This window comes from Lentzea sp. NPDC006480 (assembly GCF_040611995.1).
Classification (GTDB): domain Bacteria; phylum Actinomycetota; class Actinomycetes; order Mycobacteriales; family Pseudonocardiaceae; genus Lentzea.
In genome coordinates this window covers 1-18320 of record NZ_JBEXPJ010000174.1, presented here as the reverse complement: position 1 = coordinate 18320, position 18320 = coordinate 1, and the positions used below count along the sequence as shown (strand labels likewise).

18 protein-coding genes are annotated in these 18320 nt (G+C 69.1%); 9 read left to right on the top strand and 9 right to left on the bottom strand.

Going from position 1 to position 18320, the window contains the following annotated elements:
* The first annotated feature begins 146 nt into the window (after positions 1-146).
* Positions 147-899 carry a MerR family transcriptional regulator gene (locus ABZX92_RS39100; RefSeq protein ID WP_355570517.1) on the top strand — a complete coding sequence of 251 codons (753 nt, stop codon included), beginning with the start codon at positions 147-149 and terminating at the stop codon, positions 897-899.
* Positions 900-926: 27 nt separating this feature from the next.
* On the opposite strand, the gene ABZX92_RS39095 is transcribed toward ABZX92_RS39100, so the two are convergent.
* From ABZX92_RS39095 to ABZX92_RS39075, 5 genes are all read right to left on the bottom strand, one after another.
* Positions 927-1475 carry a DJ-1/PfpI/YhbO family deglycase/protease gene (locus ABZX92_RS39095; RefSeq protein WP_355570516.1) on the bottom strand — a complete coding sequence of 183 codons (549 nt, stop codon included), beginning with the start codon at positions 1473-1475 and terminating at the stop codon, positions 927-929.
* A 9-nt stretch (positions 1476-1484) separates the two neighbouring features.
* Complete coding sequence (locus tag ABZX92_RS39090) at positions 1485-2108, bottom strand: alpha/beta hydrolase (RefSeq protein WP_355570515.1); 624 nt, start codon at positions 2106-2108, stop codon at positions 1485-1487.
* A 29-nt stretch (positions 2109-2137) separates the two neighbouring features.
* Positions 2138-2413 carry a DUF2516 family protein gene (locus ABZX92_RS39085; RefSeq protein WP_355570519.1) on the bottom strand — a complete coding sequence of 92 codons (276 nt, stop codon included), beginning with the start codon at positions 2411-2413 and terminating at the stop codon, positions 2138-2140.
* Between the two features lie 169 nt (positions 2414-2582).
* Complete coding sequence (locus tag ABZX92_RS39080; RefSeq protein ID WP_355570514.1) at positions 2583-3254, bottom strand: hypothetical protein; 672 nt, start codon at positions 3252-3254, stop codon at positions 2583-2585.
* 5 nt (positions 3255-3259) lie between these two features.
* Positions 3260-3637: a helix-turn-helix transcriptional regulator gene (locus ABZX92_RS39075; RefSeq protein WP_355570513.1), complete on the bottom strand. Its 378-nt coding sequence runs from the start codon at positions 3635-3637 to the stop codon at positions 3260-3262.
* A 118-nt stretch (positions 3638-3755) separates the two neighbouring features.
* On the opposite strand from ABZX92_RS39075, the gene ABZX92_RS39070 reads away from it, so the two are divergent.
* Both ABZX92_RS39070 and ABZX92_RS39065 read left to right on the top strand, forming a co-directional pair.
* On the top strand, positions 3756-4823 hold the full coding sequence (locus ABZX92_RS39070) for a methyltransferase domain-containing protein (RefSeq protein ID WP_355570512.1): 1068 nt from the start codon (positions 3756-3758) through the stop codon (positions 4821-4823).
* Positions 4824-4896: 73 nt separating this feature from the next.
* Positions 4897-6912, top strand: a complete 2016-nt coding sequence (locus tag ABZX92_RS39065) for an NACHT domain-containing protein (protein WP_355570511.1) — start codon at positions 4897-4899, stop codon at positions 6910-6912.
* Here ABZX92_RS39065 and ABZX92_RS39060 read toward each other — a convergent pair.
* Genes ABZX92_RS39060 through ABZX92_RS39050 form a run of 3 tightly spaced genes read right to left on the bottom strand, consistent with a single transcriptional unit; the run spans position 6848 to position 10277 of the window.
* On the bottom strand, positions 6848-9085 hold the full coding sequence (locus ABZX92_RS39060) for an FtsX-like permease family protein (protein ID WP_355570510.1): 2238 nt from the start codon (positions 9083-9085) through the stop codon (positions 6848-6850). The genes ABZX92_RS39065 and ABZX92_RS39060 overlap by 65 nt on opposite strands.
* The gene (locus tag ABZX92_RS39055) at positions 9082-9756 is read right to left on the bottom strand and encodes an ABC transporter ATP-binding protein (RefSeq protein WP_355570509.1); all 675 of its coding nucleotides are present in this window, start codon (positions 9754-9756) and stop codon (positions 9082-9084) included. The genes ABZX92_RS39060 and ABZX92_RS39055 overlap by 4 nt, the downstream gene beginning before the upstream one ends.
* On the bottom strand, positions 9753-10277 hold the full coding sequence (locus tag ABZX92_RS39050) for a PadR family transcriptional regulator (RefSeq protein ID WP_355570508.1): 525 nt from the start codon (positions 10275-10277) through the stop codon (positions 9753-9755). The genes ABZX92_RS39055 and ABZX92_RS39050 overlap by 4 nt, the downstream gene beginning before the upstream one ends.
* Positions 10278-10363: 86 nt before the next feature.
* Here ABZX92_RS39050 and ABZX92_RS39045 point away from each other — a divergent pair, with 86 nt between their 5' ends.
* Positions 10364-10861 carry a CGNR zinc finger domain-containing protein gene (locus ABZX92_RS39045; protein WP_355570507.1) on the top strand — a complete coding sequence of 166 codons (498 nt, stop codon included), beginning with the start codon at positions 10364-10366 and terminating at the stop codon, positions 10859-10861.
* On the opposite strand, the gene ABZX92_RS39040 is transcribed toward ABZX92_RS39045, so the two are convergent.
* The gene (locus ABZX92_RS39040; RefSeq protein WP_355570518.1) at positions 10834-12030 is read right to left on the bottom strand and encodes a DUF445 domain-containing protein; all 1197 of its coding nucleotides are present in this window, start codon (positions 12028-12030) and stop codon (positions 10834-10836) included. The genes ABZX92_RS39045 and ABZX92_RS39040 overlap by 28 nt on opposite strands.
* Positions 12031-12110: 80 nt before the next feature.
* Between ABZX92_RS39040 and ABZX92_RS39035 the strand changes: the two genes are divergently transcribed.
* The 5 genes from ABZX92_RS39035 to ABZX92_RS39015 all read left to right on the top strand — a co-directional run bounded on the left by ABZX92_RS39035 (position 12111) and on the right by ABZX92_RS39015 (position 18107).
* Complete coding sequence (locus ABZX92_RS39035; RefSeq protein WP_355570506.1) at positions 12111-13274, top strand: pyridoxal phosphate-dependent aminotransferase; 1164 nt, start codon at positions 12111-12113, stop codon at positions 13272-13274.
* Between the two features lie 96 nt (positions 13275-13370).
* Entirely contained in the window at positions 13371-13901 is a 531-nt protein-coding gene (locus tag ABZX92_RS39030; protein WP_355570505.1) for a sigma-70 family RNA polymerase sigma factor, read from the top strand.
* Entirely contained in the window at positions 13898-14269 is a 372-nt protein-coding gene (locus ABZX92_RS39025) for a hypothetical protein (protein WP_355570504.1), read from the top strand. Before ABZX92_RS39030 ends, ABZX92_RS39025 begins: the two co-directional genes overlap by 4 nt.
* Positions 14266-16371: a CHAT domain-containing protein gene (locus ABZX92_RS39020; protein ID WP_355570503.1), complete on the top strand. Its 2106-nt coding sequence runs from the start codon at positions 14266-14268 to the stop codon at positions 16369-16371. Before ABZX92_RS39025 ends, ABZX92_RS39020 begins: the two co-directional genes overlap by 4 nt.
* Before the next feature lie 962 nt (positions 16372-17333).
* Positions 17334-18107 (top strand): hypothetical protein, encoded by a 774-nt coding sequence (locus tag ABZX92_RS39015; RefSeq protein WP_355570502.1) that lies wholly within the window; start codon positions 17334-17336, stop codon positions 18105-18107.
* The last annotated feature ends 213 nt before the right edge of the window (positions 18108-18320 follow it).

The window sequence follows — 18320 nt, the reverse complement described above, 5'->3', positions numbered from 1 at the left end:
TGCGTTCTCTCAGGCTTTTTCGGAACGCGGGGGCCCCGCGTTCCCTCCAGGGGAACGTAGGGCCCCCGCGTGCCTGAAAAAGGCGCGTTGACTTTGACGTTGCGTCAACGTTTAGCGTCTGTGGGGAGCGCGAAGGGGGTAGCGAGATGGCCTGGTCGATCGCCCAGGTGGCCCGGATGTCGAAGGTGACGTCCAGGACGCTGCGGCACTACGACTCGATCGGGCTGCTGTCGCCGGCCTGGGTCGGTGACAACGGTTACCGCTACTACGAGAAGGAGCAGGTCCACCGCCTGCAGCAGATCCTGCTGCTGCGCGACCTGGGCCTGGGCCTCGACGTGGTGGCGGACATGTTGAACGGCACGGACCAGCTGACGGTCCTGCGCAACCACCACCGGTGGCTGCAGGACGAACGCCGCAGGCTGGACCGGCTGGCCAACACCGTCGCGCGAACGATCGAAGAACTGGAAGGAGGGGACGAGGTGAAGATGGAAGAGCTGTTCGACGGCTTCGATGCCGCCAAGCAGAAGGAGTACGAGGCGCAGCTGGTCGACCGCTTCGGCGACGGCGTCAAGGAGCACCTCGCCAGCAGCAAGAAGCGCTGGCAGGGTGCCACGAAGGCCGACGCCGACAGGTTCCTGCAGGAGTGGCAGGACATCGTGACGCGGGCGACGGAGCTGTTCACGGCCGGTGTCGCGGCTGACGCGCCCGAGGCGCAGGAGCTGATCGACCGGCACTACCGGTGGATCTGCCTGTCCTGGACGCCCAACCGGGAGTCCTACTCGGGACTCGCCGACCTGTACCTCGAAGGTGAGTTCAGGTCACAGCTGGACGCCCAGGCCGACGGCGTGGCCGAGTGGTCCAACGCCGCGATGAAGCACTACGCGCAGACGCGTCTCTAAAAGCTGACCGGGGGCTGCAGACCCCGCTCAGTCAAGACCGAACGCCTTGAGGGCCTCGCGGTTGAACGCCGGCAGGTCGTCGGGGTTGCGGGACGTCACGAGCGTCCAGCCGTTCATGTCGCACACCCGGACCTCCTGGTCGGCCCAGTCGCCACCCGCGTTGCGGATGTCGGTCTGCAGGCTCGGGAACGACGTCAGCATCTTGCCGCGCACCACGTCGGCCTCGACCAGCAACCACGGCCCGTGGCAGATCGACGCGATCGGCTTGCCGGCCGCCACCAGCGCCTTCACCAGCGCGACGGCGTCGGCGTCCATGCGCAGGAAGTCCGCGTTGGCCACCCCGCCGGGGATCACCGCGCCGGCGTAGTCGTCGGCATCGGCATCGGCATAGGTCGTGTCGACCGGGAACGCGTCGGCAGGCGTCAGGTGGTTGAACCCGCGCACCTCACCGAGCTTCGGCGCGAGCAGGCGTGGCACTCCGCCGGCCTTCTCGACGTGCGTCCACGGGTCGGTGAGCTCGACCTGCTCGATGCCCTCCGTGTCGACCAGAAATGCGATCTTCTTCTGTTCCGCCATGAACAACGGCTACCCAGCGAAGAACTCGACCAACCGGTGCCGCACCTCGGCGCGGTGCGTGATCATCGGCGTGGGCGAGTCGACCAGCCACAACGAGCCGTTGGGGAACGCCGCCGCCGTCGCCTTGGCCACGTCCTCGGGGTGCAGCGGATCACCGACAGCCCCGATGACCAGCACCGGAATCGACACAGCTGCCAGCACCGAGGCGTCCGGCACCGCGACCTGGCCGGGCAACTGCTCGGCAGCGGCCGAGAGACGGCTCAACGCCTCCCGCCGCTCGGCGACATAGGCAGGCGGTCCCACGGTGAGGTCGGAGAGCTGCTGCAACGTGAAGGCCGGACGTGGCTGATCGAGCACCGCGGGCAGCAGCAGAGCGACGCGCTTGAAGCGATCAGGAGAACGGGACAGCAGCCGGACCAACGCCCCGGCGCCCAGCGAGACGCCAACGGCGTGATCAGCGGGAACAGTGCCCAGATCGTCAGCGATTCGGCCGTAGTCCCAGTAGCCGGGAGGCGCGTCGGGAGCAGAGCCGTGCGAGGGGAGTGTCACGACAACACGTGTGCCGGGCAGCCCGGAGGCGGGAATCCGCGCCTCACCGGGAGTGGCCCCGAGGCCGTGAGCGACCAAGGTCACCGGCGCACCGGAGCCGTAGGACTGCGTGATCACCAGCGGGGGCCGCGCTGGACCTCGATCAGCTTCGGCCGCACGTCCACCATGTACACGAGCACCGCGACCAGGCCGGCCAGCCAGAAGATCGAGCCGAAGCCGGCTGGCGAGAACAGCAGCATCGCGGCCGCGCCACCACCGGTGATGCCCAGCCAGGCGGGCTTCGTCATTCTCTCGGCGGCCGTGTACGCGTCCACGCGCTGGGTCAGCGCGTGGAAGAACGCGAACAGCCCGACGATCGTGAACACCAGGTCGGCGAGGAAGTACACGATGCCGTCGAGGTTGGAGAAAGTGAATTCCGGCACGTAGAAGACCACGGGCCCAGACTACGTGCCGCTACGCCAAGAGGGGAGCAGCCCCGCACAGGCTCACTCCCCTCACGAACGCGAAAGGGGAGCACGCCTCGAAGGCGTGCTCCCCTTTTCAACGGACTTCAGCGACTCACTTGGTGGTGTTCGTCGTGGTCGTCGTCTTCTTGGCCGCAGCGGTCGTGCCCGTGCTGCGGGTCGTCGTCGCCGGCTTGCGGGGCGCGGTGCGGTTCGCGGCCTTGCGGGTGGTGCTGCGGACCTCGTGCGCGGCCTCGCCACCGACCTCGACGACCTCTTCGGCCAGCTTCTCGGCGGCGTCCTCGACCTCGTGGGCGACCTTCTCGCCGACCGAGCGGGTGCGGCGGGTCACCTTGCCGAGCACGTCGTCCGCGAGCACGCGGGCGTCGGCGGCGGCGGACTCGGCGCGCTTCTGCGCGGCCTCGACGGCCTGCTCGACCTGCTCGACGGCCTGCTTGACCTGCGGCTGGGACTTGATCTGCTCCAGCGTCTGCTCGCCGGTCTCGGCGAGGTAGGTGTACAGGTTCACCGCGGAGGTGGTGTACGCGTCGACCAGCTTCTTGAGCTCGGCCGGCTGCAGCTTGTCGCGCAGGTCCTTGAGCTCGGTGGGGATGTCGGCGGCCTGGGTGCGGGCCTCTTCGGCGCGGGTCTTGGCCTTGTTCAGGGCCTCGACCACGGCCTTGGCGGCGAGGTCACCGGCGCCGAGGGCGGCGAGAAGGGCCTGACGCGCGGCGTGCGCGCCCTGCTCGGCGGCCTTGCGGACGTCGTCCTGGGTGAGCTTCGGCATGGGGATCAGTCCTCCTTGTTCTTGGCGGAGTTCTCCCGCCTGAAAGATTCGTAAACGTCGAGCAGCACCTGCTTCTGCCGCTCGGTCAGATCGGTCGCGGCGACGATGGCGTCCGCCAGCGCACCGCCTTCGCGTTGCTGGAGGATCCCGGCCTCGACGTAGAGCACCTCGGCCGAGATGCGCAGCCCCTTGGCGATCTGCTGAAGGATCTCCGCGGACGGCTTGCGCAGTCCTCGCTCGATCTGGCTGAGGTAAGGGTTGGAGACACCCGCCTGCTTCGCCAGTTCCCGCAAGGAGATCTTGGCGGTGTTGCGCTGCTCGCGGATGTACTCACCGATGTTGCGGCCGAGGTCCGCGACTGCTTTGTCGATGGACTTGTCCACTGTTCCCGCTCCCGTTCCTCGTGCCACCAACTACGTTAGCGATGAGTGCTAGCAGTTGCAAGCACCCTGCTAGCAATCGCTGCGTGTGCTCCGCCACAGGACTACCGTTGTGGGTGACATGGACGACGCCGGGGCCCTTCGCACCGAGCTGGCGGACCACCTGCTCGGCGACGGTGTGCTGCGCGATTCCAAGTGGCTCAAGGCTTTCCGGGCGGTGCCGCGGCACGAGTTCCTGCCGCGCTTCTACCGCCAGCTGCCGGGCGGTGACTGGGAACGGGTCACCCGCGACCACCCGGACTGGCTGAAACTCGTCTACGCCGACCGGGTCTGGGTTACCCAGTTCGACGGCGATGACACGGTGACCGGTGGCACACCGACCTGTTCGTCGAGCATGCCCACGATCATGGCGATCATGCTGGAGGCGCTGGACGTCCACAACGGACAGACGGTTCTCGAAGTGGGCACCGGCACCGGTTACAACGCGGCTCTTCTGTGCCACGCCGTGGGTGCGGACAACACGACCACGATCGACGTCGACCCGAACATCTCGCAACGAGCCCGGGAACGCCTGAGCCGCAACGGCTTCTTCCCCACCTGCGTCACGGGCGACGGCGCGCTCGGCCATCCGGAGCGCGCCCCGTACGACCGCTTGCTGGCCACCTGCTCCGTCGCGACCATCCCGCCCGCCTGGCTGGAGCAGGTGAAGCCCGGCGGCCTGGTCGTCACCACGCTGCACCGCCCGATCGGCGCCGGGCTCGTCCGGATCGTGTCGAACGGCGACGGCACCGGCGAAGGCAACGTGCTCGTCGAGGACGGCCGGTTCATGCCGTTGCGCGCGCACGCCCACCCAACGGCTCTCGCGGGCTCCGGCACGTTCGAGCGGCGCACCACCACGTTGCCGCTCAACACCGTGGTCGACCCGGCGAGCCCGTTCGAGTTCTTCGCGGGCATTGCTCTGCCCGGAGTCGTCGCGGGCCAGGACTGGCTCGTCCATCCGGACGGTTCCTGGGTGCACCACCACGGCACGCACGTCGACCAGGGCGGCCCGCGACGGCTGTGGGATCTCGCGGAACAAGGGGTTATCGACTGGCACGAGCTGGGCAAACCCCGGCGGCACCAGTTCGGGATCACGGTCGGGCCCGACGGCCAGTTCCTGACGCTGGGCGAGCGCCGCTGGCAGCTGTGATCAAGAAACCAAACGTCACGACACGGGTCACTGAATCGACCCCGGGCGGATGCGGTGCGTCATGATGCGTCGCATGTCCAGATTCCGCCAGCAAGCCTTGCTGGCCGGCTGCGTGCTGACCGCGTTGCTCGTCGCGGCCGGTCTGTTCGTGACCGACCACGGCATCGACCCGCACGTGTGGCTGATCGTCCTCGCGGTGGCGTTCCTGGGCTTCCTGGCTTTACTCGACCCGTGGGTCCGCCGCAGGCACAACGCCGCGCTGAGCACCGACGAGCACCTCGACGCCGCGTGCCGGGCACTGGCGATCGGCCTGCAGGCGCAGTGGAATGAGGAGGTTCGCTCGCGCGGCCTCACCGACCCGGACGTGCTCGACCTGCACTGGCTCGCCCCCGAGCTGGACGTCAGCGCCGAGCCGGACGCGCCGCCCGGACGCAGCGACGCCGTCGTGGGCGCGTTCGAGCGGCAGATCAACCGGCGGATGGTGCTGCTCGGCGAGGCGGGCACCGGCAAGACGACCGTCGCGATGCTGCTGACCTGCGGACTGCTCGACCGCTACGACGGCGGCATGGTCCCCGTCCTGCTGCCGCTCTCGACGTGGAACCCGGCGATCGAGGACGTCCGCACGTGGCTCACCCGCAGGCTGTACGAGGACCACCCGGCGTTGCGCAACACCGAGCTGTACGGCAGCTACGCGGGTGACCTGCTGGTGGAGCAGCACAAGGTGTTGCCGGTGCTGGACGGCCTCGACGACATCCCCGGCCACCAACGCGCCGATGCCCTCGCCCGGATCACGAAGGCGTTCGGGACCAGGCCGCTGGTGCTGACCTGCCGCACCGCCGAGTACGAACAGGCCGTGCACCTCGCTGGTCCGTTGCCCGGCGCCGACGTCGTCGAGATGGCGCCGCTCGACCTGGACGAGGTCGCCGCCTACCTGCGGGCCAGCGCGGACAGCGTGACCGCGGCGCGGTGGGAGCCGGTGTTCATCCAGCTGCGCGAGGAACCGGACGGCAGGCTCGCGGACGCGTTGTCGACGCCGTTGACGATGTGGCTCGCCAGCATGGTCTACGCGGACACCGAGGCCGAGCCGACCGAACTGCTCGACCGCGGCCGTTTCCCGGACGCGCGGGCGATCTCCGACCACCTCTGCGACCAGCTCGTGTCCCGGGCGTTCGGCAACCGGGCGTTCGCGCACCACGCCAGGGCTTCGCAGGTCTGGCCACGCGACCGGGCGCGCCGGTGGCTGGAGTTCCTCGCACACGAGATGCGCGATCGGGACATCCGCGAGCTGGCCTGGTGGGAGCTGCGCCGGTCCGTCGGCAACACGTGGCTCGCGGTGCTCGGCGCGCTGGTGCTGGGCGCGATCGGCGGGTTCGGTGTCGCGTGGCTGATGGCGTACTCGATCACGCCGTCGCTCGCGCCGATCACCGGACTGGTCGCGGGCATCGGCGTCGGCGCGTCCGCCCTCACCGCGTCACAGGAACGCAAAGCCAAGCCACGCCTGGGAATCTGGCGCAGTCTGCTGCTGGTACCCGGCGTGCTCGGGCTCGCCGCCGGACTCGTTTTCGGTGCGCTGTACGGACTTGCCGCCGGTCTGGTGGTCGGCCTCGGGCTCGCCGTGGCGGTCGCGCTGCGGTTCGCGTTGTCGAGCGCGTCCGAGCTCTCGCAGGCTTCCAGTCCTCAGTGGACGATGGCGCGCGACCGGATCGCGGTGTGGACCGGCTCCCTGGTGCTGGCGGTGGTGTTCGGCTCGGCGGCGGCACTGGTGTTCGGGCCCGGCCAGACCGGCATGGTCGGGCTGGGCCTCGCGTCCGGGCTGATGCTCGGGTTCGCGCTGGCCGTCCTGCACCTGCGCTGGTGGTGGTTCACCGTGGCGCGGATCTGGCTGGCACTGCGCGGAAAGCTGCCGTGGGAGCTGATGGTCTTCCTGGAGGACTCGCGCAAGCTCGGCGTGCTCTGCCGGGCGGGGGCCTGCTACCAGTTCCGGCACGGACTGGTGCAGGACCGCCTGGCAGAGCACGAGGTCACTACTCGGTCCGCAACCCAAGTGCTCCGGTCGCCCTTCTCAGCGAAGGCAACGTCAGAACAGTGACCGCGAACGTCAGCGCCACGATCACGCCGGTGATCAGGCCGATGCCGGCCCAGTCGAAGGCGACCTCGGCTCCGAACACCCGCATCACCAGCGCGCCGAGCAGGATGCCGGTGGCCAGCGAGACGACCGTGGAGATCGCCAGCGGCAGCGCGTTCTGCCACAGCAACGACCTGGCCAGCGTGCCGCGCGGCACCCCGCTCGCCGCCATCACCGCGAGCGGCCTGCGCCGTTCCCGTACCTGTTCCAGCGCCACGACCAGCAGTGATGCCGCCGCGACGAGCAACGTGAGTGCCGCGCCCGCCAGCAGCGCGCGGCGGATCACGCCGAAGACCCGTTCCAACTCGTCGGTCTCGTTCTGGCCGACGTAGTAGGTGAAGACGTTCCACTTGTAGCCCGCGATGGCGTTGCGCGCGTACTCGGCGGCGTCGGGCACCGACATGTCGAGCTCGGCGATGTACTGCGCGCTGGTCGGCACCAGGCCCTTGGCGGCGGCGGGAGTGACGAAGAGCCCTGGCAAGGTGCTGCTGAGCACCTCGACGGGTGGCACCGTCCACTTCTCGCCGTTGTGCCGCAGCGTCAGCACGTCACCGGCCTGCGCGTACTGCTCGCCGTCGGAGTACCCCACCGCGTACGCCTTGCCGTCCTCGCAGTTCGGGACCGTCGTCTGCTTGGACATCGCCGTGCACGTGGCGATGCTGATGACCACGGTCTGGCCGGACGGCAGCTTGCCGAACGCCCGGTCGATCCGGTGCACGGCGCTCACACCCCTGCTGCTCTCCAGCGCGGCGGCCATCCCGGACGTGTCGACGTCCGAGGTCGGGTCGACGGTCAGGTAGTTGAAGGCCGCCTCCCGCTTCTCGTCGGTGCGCACCTCCTGCTCGACGCCGGCCAGCAGCATCTGCAGCGTCACGGTGCCCGCGAGCACGACCGCGACACCACCGACGACACGAGCCGCCGTGCCGCTGTCGAGCTGCAACCGGCGCACGGCCAGCTGCAACGCCGGTGTGCGGCCCTTCATCAGGGAAACCACGCGTTCGACCAGCCACGGCAGCAGCACGGGGATGCCGAGCATCAGCAGCACGATGCCGCTCACCACGGGCCACTGGTTCGGCTTCTCGGACTGCGTGAGGTTGCCGAACTGGCTGGCGAGCAACGCGATCCCGGCCGCCACCGGCACGAGCCGCCACCACAGCCGGCGGCGGACGGGCTTCTGGTCCCGCACCACGCCGAGCGGTTCGATGATCGTCCGGCGCATCGCCACCAGCGACGTCACCACCGCGAGCACCGGCACGGCCACCACCACCGTGAGGGTCAGCGCGGTCGTCGGCAGGACGTCGCTCGGGAACGCCGACAGCTCGGCGATGCTGATGTCGTCGACGAGCGGCCGGACCACGAAGAAGATCCCGAACCCGATCACCAGGCCGGCCAGCGCCCCGGCCAGCGCCTCACCGGACGCGATCAGGCGCACCCGGCTCGCACCTGCGCCGACCAGCCGCAACGCCGCCAGCCGCCGGTCTCGCTGGGCCGCGGCGAGCCTCGTCGCGACGCTGACGAACACCAGCACCGGGAACAGCAGCACCACGATGCCGACGATGCTCAGCATCCACAGCAGCGGATCGAGCCCGCGCCTCTGGTGCGAGACGCCCCAGCTGTAGACGGTGTTGTTGCCCGGATCCTCCTTGATCGCCGCGTCGCCGGCGTAGAACCGCAGCTCGTTGGGGTTCAGCAGACCGGCCTGGCCGATCGTGCCGACGATCTTCTGCGGGAAGCGCGGCCTGAGCAGCTCCTGGCCCGCCGGTGACGCCAGCATCTCGGCGAGCGCGGGCGACACGAACATCTCGCCGTCACCCGGCACGCGGTCGACTCCGGGTGGCACCGGGGCGTCCGGGCTGATCGCCTTGTAGTACTGCCCCGGGATGTAGTCCGCGCGGAACGGGTAGCTCTGCTGCTCCACCAGCAGCGGCGCGGGACCGTTGCCGGCTGCCACCGGGTTGCGCGCGTCCTGCCGGTCAACCCGGTGATCCATCACGTTCGGGATCGCCGCGGCGAAGAGCAGCACCGCGACGCCGAGCCCGATGCCGATGCCCTGGAGCGCGAGCCTCGCCCAGGACTTCCGGCTGCCCCCGACGGCCAGCCGGACGCCCAGGGCGAGGTCGCTGATCACCTGGCTCACCGTGCGAACTCCACGTCACGTGAGCGGCCATCGCGCACCACGACCTCGCGGTCGGAGTAGGCGGCGACGCGCGCTTCGTGCGTGACGAGCACGACGGCGGCACCTGTTTCGCGGGCCGCGGTCGTGAGCAGGTGCATGACGCGTTCGCCGTTGAGCGAGTCGAGCGCGCCGGTCGGTTCGTCGGCGAAGATCACCTTCGGACCGGTGACGAGCGCGCGGGCGACCGCGACCCGTTGCCCCTGGCCACCGGAGGTCTCGCCGGGACGCTGGCCGGCGACGCCGTCGACCTCCAGCCTGGTCAGCCAGTCCGTCGCGGCGCGTTCGGCGTCCTTGCGCTTCATCCCGCTGAGCCGCAGCGGGAGCGCCACGTTCTCCAGACAGGTCAGTTCCGGCACCAGCTGGCCGAACTGGAAGACGAACCCGAACTCGGTCCTGCGCAGCTCACTGCGCGCGCTGTCGTTCATGGCCGTCAGGTCCTGGTCGCGGTAGAGCACCGTGCCGCTGTCCGGCGGCAGGATCCCGGCGAGGCAGTGCAGCAACGTCGACTTGCCGGAGCCCGACGGCCCCATCACCGCCACGACCTCGCCCTCGCGGATCGTGATGCCCGCGCCGTCGAGCGCGTGGGTCTTGCCGAACGACTTGGTGAGGCCCTCTGCCCTGAGCAGGCTCATCGTGTGACCTCCGCGGCCAGCTGATCGAGGCGGGCGGCCGTCAGTTCGAGCCACCGCAGGTCGGCTTCGAGGTGGAACAGGGCGAAGTCGCAGATGAGCTGGTCGGCGAGGTCACCGTCGATCTTGCGCCGGGTCAGCTCGCGCATCGTGCCGAGGTGGGCCGCGCGCTGGGCGTCGAGCACCTCCGTGGCGCTGCGGCCGGACAGCAGCGCGAGCACGACCTTCGCGTAGAGCGTGTTCTGCAGGTACGGCTCCGGCTTCTCCGGAGTGCTGAGCCAGCGCTCCACATCAGTGACCCCGGCGTCGGTGATCGCGTACCGCTTGCGTTCGGGACCGTCACCGGCCTCCACGCCCGCCTCGGTCACGAAGCCGTTCTTCAGCAGCCGCGACAGGGTCGAGTACACCTGCCCGTAGTGCAACGGCCGGTCCTGCCCGAATCGCTCGTCGTACGCGCGCTTCAGGTCGTATCCGTGCCGTGGACCGCCTTCTAGCAGCCCTAACAGTGCGTGTCCGATCGACATGGGAAGCACTATACACACGATGTATACACCGGGTGCATTCTCCGGATGCCCTGACGGGCACCCGCCGTGGCGCCTACAGTGGAGGGGTGACTGGTCTGACTGTCGGCTGGGATCACGACGTCGAGCTGCTGCTCGACTTCCTGAACACTCGACACGTACTGGACAGTGAAGCCTCCTGGCGCGCGTGGGTGACCGAACGCGGCCTCGGGCGGACCGGGGAAATCGCACAGGCGCGCGCCGCGAGAGCGGCACTGCGGTCGTCGATCGAGGGGTCGTCAGGCCCTCAGACGGCGGCCGGCGTGGTCCACGTCGAGCTGACGGACGGCGTTCCGGTGCTGTCCAGCTCGGATGCCCTGGGCGCGGTGCTCGCGGCGTCCGCTCGGCTGGCCGTGCTGGGTTCCTGGGAACGCTTCAAGATCTGTCCCGCCGACGACTGCCTGCGTGCGTTCTTCGACCGTTCGCGCAACCGCTCGCGCACCTGGTGCTCGATGCAGGTGTGCGGCAACCGCGAGAAGGCCCGCACGTTCCGAAAACGGACCCGGGCCCAGAACACGGATCAGAACACCGCGTTGGCCACGGTGTAGATCACCAGGCCGGCGAGCGCGCCGACCACGGTGCCGTTGATCCGGATGAACTGCAGGTCCCTGCCGACCTGCAGTTCGATCTTGCGCGAGGTCTCCTCGGCGTCCCAGCGCTCGACCGTGTCCGTGATCAGCGTGGTGATCTCCGCGCGGTAGTTGCTCACGACGTACCCGGCGGCCTGCTCCAGCCAGCCGTCGACCTTGGCGCGCAGGTCCTGGTCGGTGCTCAGGTTCGTGCCGAGCGTGATCAGGCCCTGCGTGACGCGTTTGCGGAGCTCGCTGGACGGGTCCTCGGCCGCGTCGATCAGCATCTTCTTGGCCGTGCCCCACGCACTGCTGATCAGCTTCTGGACGTCCGGGTGGTTGATCACCTGCTGCTTGACCTGCTCGGCCTTCTGCATGGTCGACGGGTCGGTCTGCATGTCGTTCGAGAACTCGATCATGAACTGATCGATCGCGAGCCGCATCGGGTGGTTGACGTCGGTCTTGACCGCCCAGGCGAAGTTGACCAGCTCGGTGTAGACCTTGTCGCCGAGCATCGCGTCGACGAACTTGGGCGACCAGGTGGGCGCGCGGTCCGTGACGATCAGGCTGACCTTGTCGTAGTTGTCCCGCACCCACTCGTAGGCGCGGTCGCACATGAGGTCGACGAGCTTGTGGTGCGCGCCGTCCGTGAGCACCTGGTTCAGCAGCTTGCCGAGCGGCGGGCCCCAGGGCTTCTCGGTGACCCGCTTGACGATCGCGTGCTCCAGGACGGCCTGGACCTCTTCGTCCTTGAGGACCGTGATGGCGCCCTTGATGACGTTCGCGAGCTCGTTGGTGAGGCGTTCGGCGTTCTCCGGCTGCTTGATCCACGCGCCGGCGCGCTCGGCGATGCCCGCTCTTCTGAGCTTGTCCTGGACCACTTCCGGACTCAGGAAGTTGACGCCCACGAAGTCGCCCAGGGTCTTGCCGAACATGTTCTTGCGGGTGGGGATGATCGCGGTGTGCGGGATCGGGAGGCCCAGCGGCCTCCTGAACAGCGCCGTGACCGCGAACCAGTCGGCGAGCGCGCCGACCATGCCCGCTTCGGCTGCCGCTCGTACGTAACCGACCCAGGCGCCCTCGAACGCGTGCGTTCCGAAGAAGATGACCGTCGCGCCGACCAGGAAGCTGGTCGCGACGAGCTTCATCTTGCGCAGGTCTGTGCGCTTCTGCTGGTCAGCGGCGGTCAGTTGCTCCACACCCACATTGTCCGTGAAGATCCTGCGTTGTGCGGGTACCAGCGCTAGTTCCTCGGTTGCAGCCGTTCACGTCGACCATCTTCGCGGAGATGACGGCGCTGGCCGTGCAGCACGACGCCGTCAACCTCGGTCAGGGTTTCCCCGACACCGACGGTCCTGCATCCATGCTGGAGGCGGCACGTTCGGCGATCTCGTCGGGCGTGAACCAGTACCCGCCGGGTCCTGGCATGCCGGTGCTGCGAAACGCGGTGGCCGCTCACCGGTCTCGGTACGGGCTCTCCTACGACCCGGACTCCGAGATCCTGGTGACGGTCGGGGCCACCGAGGCGATCGCGGCTTCGTTGCTGGCTCTGGTCGAGGCCGGCGATGAAGTGATCCTGATCGAGCCCTACTACGACTCGTACGCGGCTTCCGTGGCGATGGCCGGTGCTTCGCGCGTGACCGTCGGGCTGCGTGAGGATGCTTCGGGTCGGCTGGCTCTTGATGTCGATGCTCTGCGAGCCGCAGTCACGCCGCGGACTCGGGCCATCTTGGTCAACTCGCCGCACAACCCGACCGGGACCGTGTTCCGGCTGGAGGAGCTGCGGGCTATTGCCGCGCTCTGTGTCGAGCACGATCTTTTGGCGATCACCGACGAGGTCTACGAGCACCTGGTGTTCGACGGGCTGACCCACATTCCACTGGCTTCGCTGCCGGGGATGGCTTCTCGGACGTTGTCGATCTCCGGTGCCGGCAAGACGTTCAACTGCACGGGCTGGAAGATCGGCTGGGTGTGCGGGCCGGCTGCTCTGGTCTCCGCTGTTCGTGCCGCCAAGCAGTTCATGACCTTCGTCGGCGGGGCGCCTTTCCAGCCCGCCGTCGCGCACGCCCTGACCGCCGAACTGGACTGGGTCGCCGGGTTGCGCGACTCGTTGGCCTCGAAGCGCGCGCGTCTGGCCGAGGGGCTGCGTGCGGCCGGTTTCGAGGTGCGGTCGTCGGAGGGCACGTACTTCATCTGCGCCGACGTCCGGCCACTCGGCTACGAGGACGGGTGGCAGCTGTGTCGCGAGCTGCCCGCCCGAATCGGCGTCGCGGCGGTGCCGGTCCAGGTGTTCACGGACCGGCCGGACGAGTGGAAGCACCTGATCCGGTTCGCGTTCTGCAAGCAGGACGCGGTGATCGACGAGGCCGTGGAACGACTCCACAAGCTGTAGTTGTCCACAGGTGTGGATGAGTTCCTCCACAACTGTGGACAACCCACTTTCGGGTGAGGCGTGGAGCCTTGACGCCGGAGTTCGACTCCAAATGGCATGGACTCGAACACAGAGGTTCTCCTCGCGGCCCGAGCAGGCGCGGCGGGCTGGGAGCTGTTGGTCGAACGCTACTCCCGCCTGGTCTGGTCGGTGCCCAGATCGTTCCGCCTGAGCCATGCCGACGCCGCCGATGTCTACCAGTGCACCTGGCTCTGCCTGGCAGAACATCTAAAGCGTATCCGTCAACCCGAGTCGTTGGGCACGTGGCTGGTCAGTACCGCCACCCGCCAGTCGATCGCCGTCGTGCGCGCCCGCGGCCGCGAGGTCTCTCTCGACCGCTGGGAGCCGGCGTCGACTCTGCCCGCGCCGGAGGAGGTCGCGGTGGCGGGTGATCGGCAACGCCGGCTGTGGACCGCGCTGATGACCTTGAACGAGCGGTGCCAGCGCCTGCTGTGCATAGCCGCCCACAGCCCCGAACTGAGTTATGCACAGGTTGCCGAGGCCCTGGGGATGAAGGTGACGAGCGTCGGCCAGACCCGCACGCGGTGCCTGGCCGCGCTGCGCCGGAAGCTGGAGGGCGAGCGATGAGGGACCCGTTGCTCGACGAGATCGCTTCCCTGCTCAGCTCGGACGTGCCACCGCCCGTCCTGGCGCCGCGCCCGACCGGTTTCGCCCCGATGGAACCCGTCGACGAGCCCGTGCGCGGACCGTCCCGCCAGCTCGTGTTCCACGTCGGGGTCGGGCGGATGTACCTGCAGCTCGATCCGGGCGTTTCCGGGCTTCGGCTGACCGGCGTGCTGGACGACAAGGGCGTCGGCGTCGAGGTCCGCTCGCCCAGCTCCGCCCAGGCGCTCCGCCCGGACGCTGAGGGCTGGTTTCGCGCCGATGTCGCGCCTGGGCCTGTGTGCGTGACCGTGCCGTCGCTGGGGCTGACGACGGGGTGGTTCGTGGCATGAGCGCCAGCGCTGATCCACAGGCCACCATCGACACCACTGAGGTGCGCGGCACGAAAGCCCAGCGTGCCGAGGCGCTGCACGATCTGAGCATCGCCCACGTCGAGCTCGGACATCTCGACGTCGCCGCGCGGTTTGCCCAACGAGGGCTGCGGCTCACCGGTGAGGCGCGGTTTCACCTCACGCTGGCGTGGATCGACCTGGATCGGGGGCGGCGCAAGCAGAGCCTGCGGCATCTCGACCTCGCCACGCCGCATCTCCGCGGGCGGGAGCTGACGAGAGCCAGGTGCCTGCGCGGACTCCACCTCTGCAACTCGGCCGAACCACGGCTGGCGATCGCCGAGCTCACCGCCGTCATCAAGGAGCTGCGGCGGTACGGCGACGAACGCTGGCTTGCCAACGCACTCGTCGGACGTGGCATCGCGCGGTGCGGCGCGACGAAGCTGGCCGAGGCCGAGGCCGACTTCGCGGCCGCACAGACGTTGCTGCAGGCCATCAGTGAGCCGGGGCGGGCGGCGATGTGCTTGCACAACAGGGGCTTCGTGGCGATGCTCGCCGGCGATCTGCCACTCGCCCTGCGGCGGTACGAGGAGGCGGCGAAGGCCGGGCTCGACTCGACGAGCCGGCCTGAGGCGCTGGTCGACAGGGCCGAGGCGTTGCTGGCGGCCGGGCTCACGACGGAGGCGCGGCGGGTGTTGACGCCCGCGTTGGAGTTGCTCAAGCGGTGCAAGCGGCACGTGCCGGAGCTGGCGGTGCTGAGCGCGCGTTGTGCCTTGCGCGACGGAGATCCGGCACCCGCACTCAAGCTCGCGAGCGAGGACGTCGAGTTCATGCTCGCTGCCGGCCAACTGGATGCTGTTGCGGCGCACCGGTTTCGCGGGCCGGTTCAGACGCGGGCGCTCGGGTGGCTGGCGCAAGCCAAACGCTCGGATCGACGTGGCGCACTGGCGGCTTGCCGGGCGGGGATCAGGTTGCTCGACGAGCACCTCGGCGACTGGCCTCGTCGTGAGCTCACCGGACACGCGCTGGGGCTCGCCCGGACCGCGCGTGAGGTGTTGCACTGGTCGGAGCAGCACCGTGCTTCCGGATCGATGTCCTTGCCTCCCAACCAGCCTGAACTTGCGCAGACCCTCACGCGCCTGCGCCGGGCGCGGGCGTTCGGCCTGCCCGTGGAAGCGCTGGAGCGAGATGTCCGCCGGGTGGCGCTCGCCGCGACGCCGAGAGCATCGGCTGCCGGCATGAGGCTGCCGGACCTGCCACTGGTCAGCTTCGTCCTACGCGGAGAGCAGATGACGGCAGTCACGCTGATGAACGGACGGGCGCGACTGCGCACCCTGGATGACCCGGCCGAACTCGTCGGCACAGCGAAACTCGCGCTGCGGGCGGGTCGTCCAGTCGTCACCGATCTCCTGCCTGACGTGGAGGAAGTCGTCGTTGTCCCGGACGGAGTGCTGCACGACATGCCGTGGGCAGCACTGCGGCAGAAGGTCCACGTACTGCCACGGCTGAGTTGCTGGCGCGAACCGAACGGCGCCGGCGAGCGCGTGTGGATCAGCGGCCCCGCACTCCGCCATCAAGAAGTCACCGCACTTCAACGAAAGCACGGAGGGCTGGTCGTCGAGTCCACTGTGGATGAAACACTGCACGCACTCGAAGGCGCCGGTATCGCGCACATCGCGGCGCACGGCCACGTCCACCCGGACAACCCGCTGTTCTCCTACCTGGAGCTGAAAGACGGCCCGCTCTACGGTTACGACATCGCTCGCATCGAGAACCCACCCGAGGTGGTCGTCCTGTCGGCCTGCGAGTCCGGGTTGGCCCGCGCCTTCCTCGACGCCGGCACCAGGGTCGTGATCGCCAGCGTGTTGCCGGTGCCGGACGCGCAGGTCAGCGAGGTCATGACCGAGGTCCACCGCCTCATCGACCACCCCGTCGAAGCCGCGAGAGCCGTGGCACACCTGGGTTTCAGCTGTTACGGAACCGGAACGAGGGTGGCGGCGTGCAAAGCGGCCGCGAACGAGGTGCCGGTGCAGAGGGCCTGGGTCGAGCCGACCGTGGCGGGCACGTCCACGCCGTCCACGACCACGTTGACCCACGTGCCGTGACCCGAGAAAGGTGCCGAGGCACCGACGGCGATCACCGACGGCAGTGCGGCCGGCCACCACGGGCGCGAGGAGGCGCCGTTGCCCGCCGCGGCAACCACGTTGGGGCCGCAGGAAGTCAGGACCGGCGGGCATTCGTCGTTGAACGAATAGGTGCCGGAAGCCACGAGCACCACGGGCAGGGAGCGGGTGGCGCGCAGGGCGGCGGCGAGGGTCAGGTCGTCACCGAAGCCCGTGGCGGACAGAACCGGGAACGGACGCACCGAGGCGCCGTGGTGACGCAGGACGCCCGCCACCAGAGCGCCGTGCGGGTCGTCGAGAGGGGTGTCGAGCAACGCGACGGTGCCCTCTCCCAGCAGATCGGGCAGGCGGCCACCTACCACCGGACGGGAGGTGCCGATCATGATCGGGCAGGCCAGGTGAACGTGGTTCGGAGTGGCGCCCACCTCGCGGGCGATCTCGACCACGCGCTCCCGATCGACGGCCTTCAGGTGCATGCGAATGGCGCCCGCGGAGATCTCCTCGTGGGAGTAGACGCCGCGCAAGCGTTTGCGCACAGTGGGTGCGTCCGCGGGCAGGACGACCAGCTCCCCCGAACGGACCAAACACTCGTTTGGCCCCAGCGCATCGTGCACCAGGACCGGGCCGAGGGCACGAGAGGCGTGATCGACCAGCTCAGAGAGGCTGTTGACCTGCTTTTGCGCGTCCACATCGGACACCATCCCCCGGCGCGACACGGTCCACAGGGGAGCGAGGCGCAATGTCACTCGATCCGATGACGACACTGACGGTGTTCATGCCTGATCAGGGCAACCCGGACAGCCGCACGAGAACGCCCTTCCGAGTGTTTTGTGCGGAGTTGGTTCGCAAAGTCACTCACCAGTGCTAGACATAGCTCAACGTCGACCTCCGACGACGGCGCTGTGCGTTGGCGGTGACCTGAACGGTGGACGGGCGGTGATCCTGTGGCTGGTGGTGGAGTTCGCGCACTGCTGCTGCGGACCGCTGCGCTCGGCGGGCTGACTGCCGCCGCCTGGCTGCTGGGCGGGACCGACGCGTCAGCCAGCCCCGAGGAACCTCCGGCCGTCGAGACCGCCGTCGAGGCTCCCCAGCTGATGGAAGATCCGGCCGGTTGGGCCAAGGCGCTCACCGACCGCATGCTCGACCGCCACCAGGCGCAGCGGCTCGTACCGCCGCCGGTGGCCAAGCCGCACGAGGAAGCGCCCGCGGACTCCGACGACGGGCCGGTGCTCGACTTCAGCGGTGGCTCGCAGGGCAACACGCGGTCCGGCACGGTGAGCAACCAGGCCCCGCCCGAGGTCGTGAAGGCCAAGGCTCAGGTCCGCGCCGCCAAGATCGCCGCCGTGAAGGCCGCAGCGGAAGCCGCGCTGACTCCTCCGCCCGCCCCGAAGATCGTTCCGGTCAAAAAGGTCGTGCCGCAGCTGCCCGATCTGCCCGTGCCGGCGCCCGCCAAGACCGAGCCCGTCCAGACGCACGACCTCAACTGGACCGCTCCTGGCCAGAACGCGCCGCTGCCCGCACCGCAGCAGGCTCCCGTGGTCGCGACGGCCTCCGCGTCGTCCGGTCACACCGACAACTCCGGTGGCACGCGCGGCGTGCTCGCCGTTCTGACGTCGCACAACTCGCTGTTCCCGCCCACCACGTGGTCGGTCGAACAGCGCCGCGACGGTCGTTCACCCGGCAGCCTCGAAGGCTTGCCGAGCACGTCACCCGACTGAGTAATACGGGACATCTCTGCCCTCTGCGCGATTTGTGACCGTCTCGTTCCGTCGCGCGCATAACTCCTTCCCTCATTTCCCGTTGTACGCAAGGAACCCAGTCTTCCTGACCTGCCAACCGCGCCCTGGCAGGTCGGGTCTGGTCCGAGTGCCGCGCTGCCCCCGCAGTTCTCGGACCGCACGGGAAAACCTGCGGACGGGGGACGCCAATCC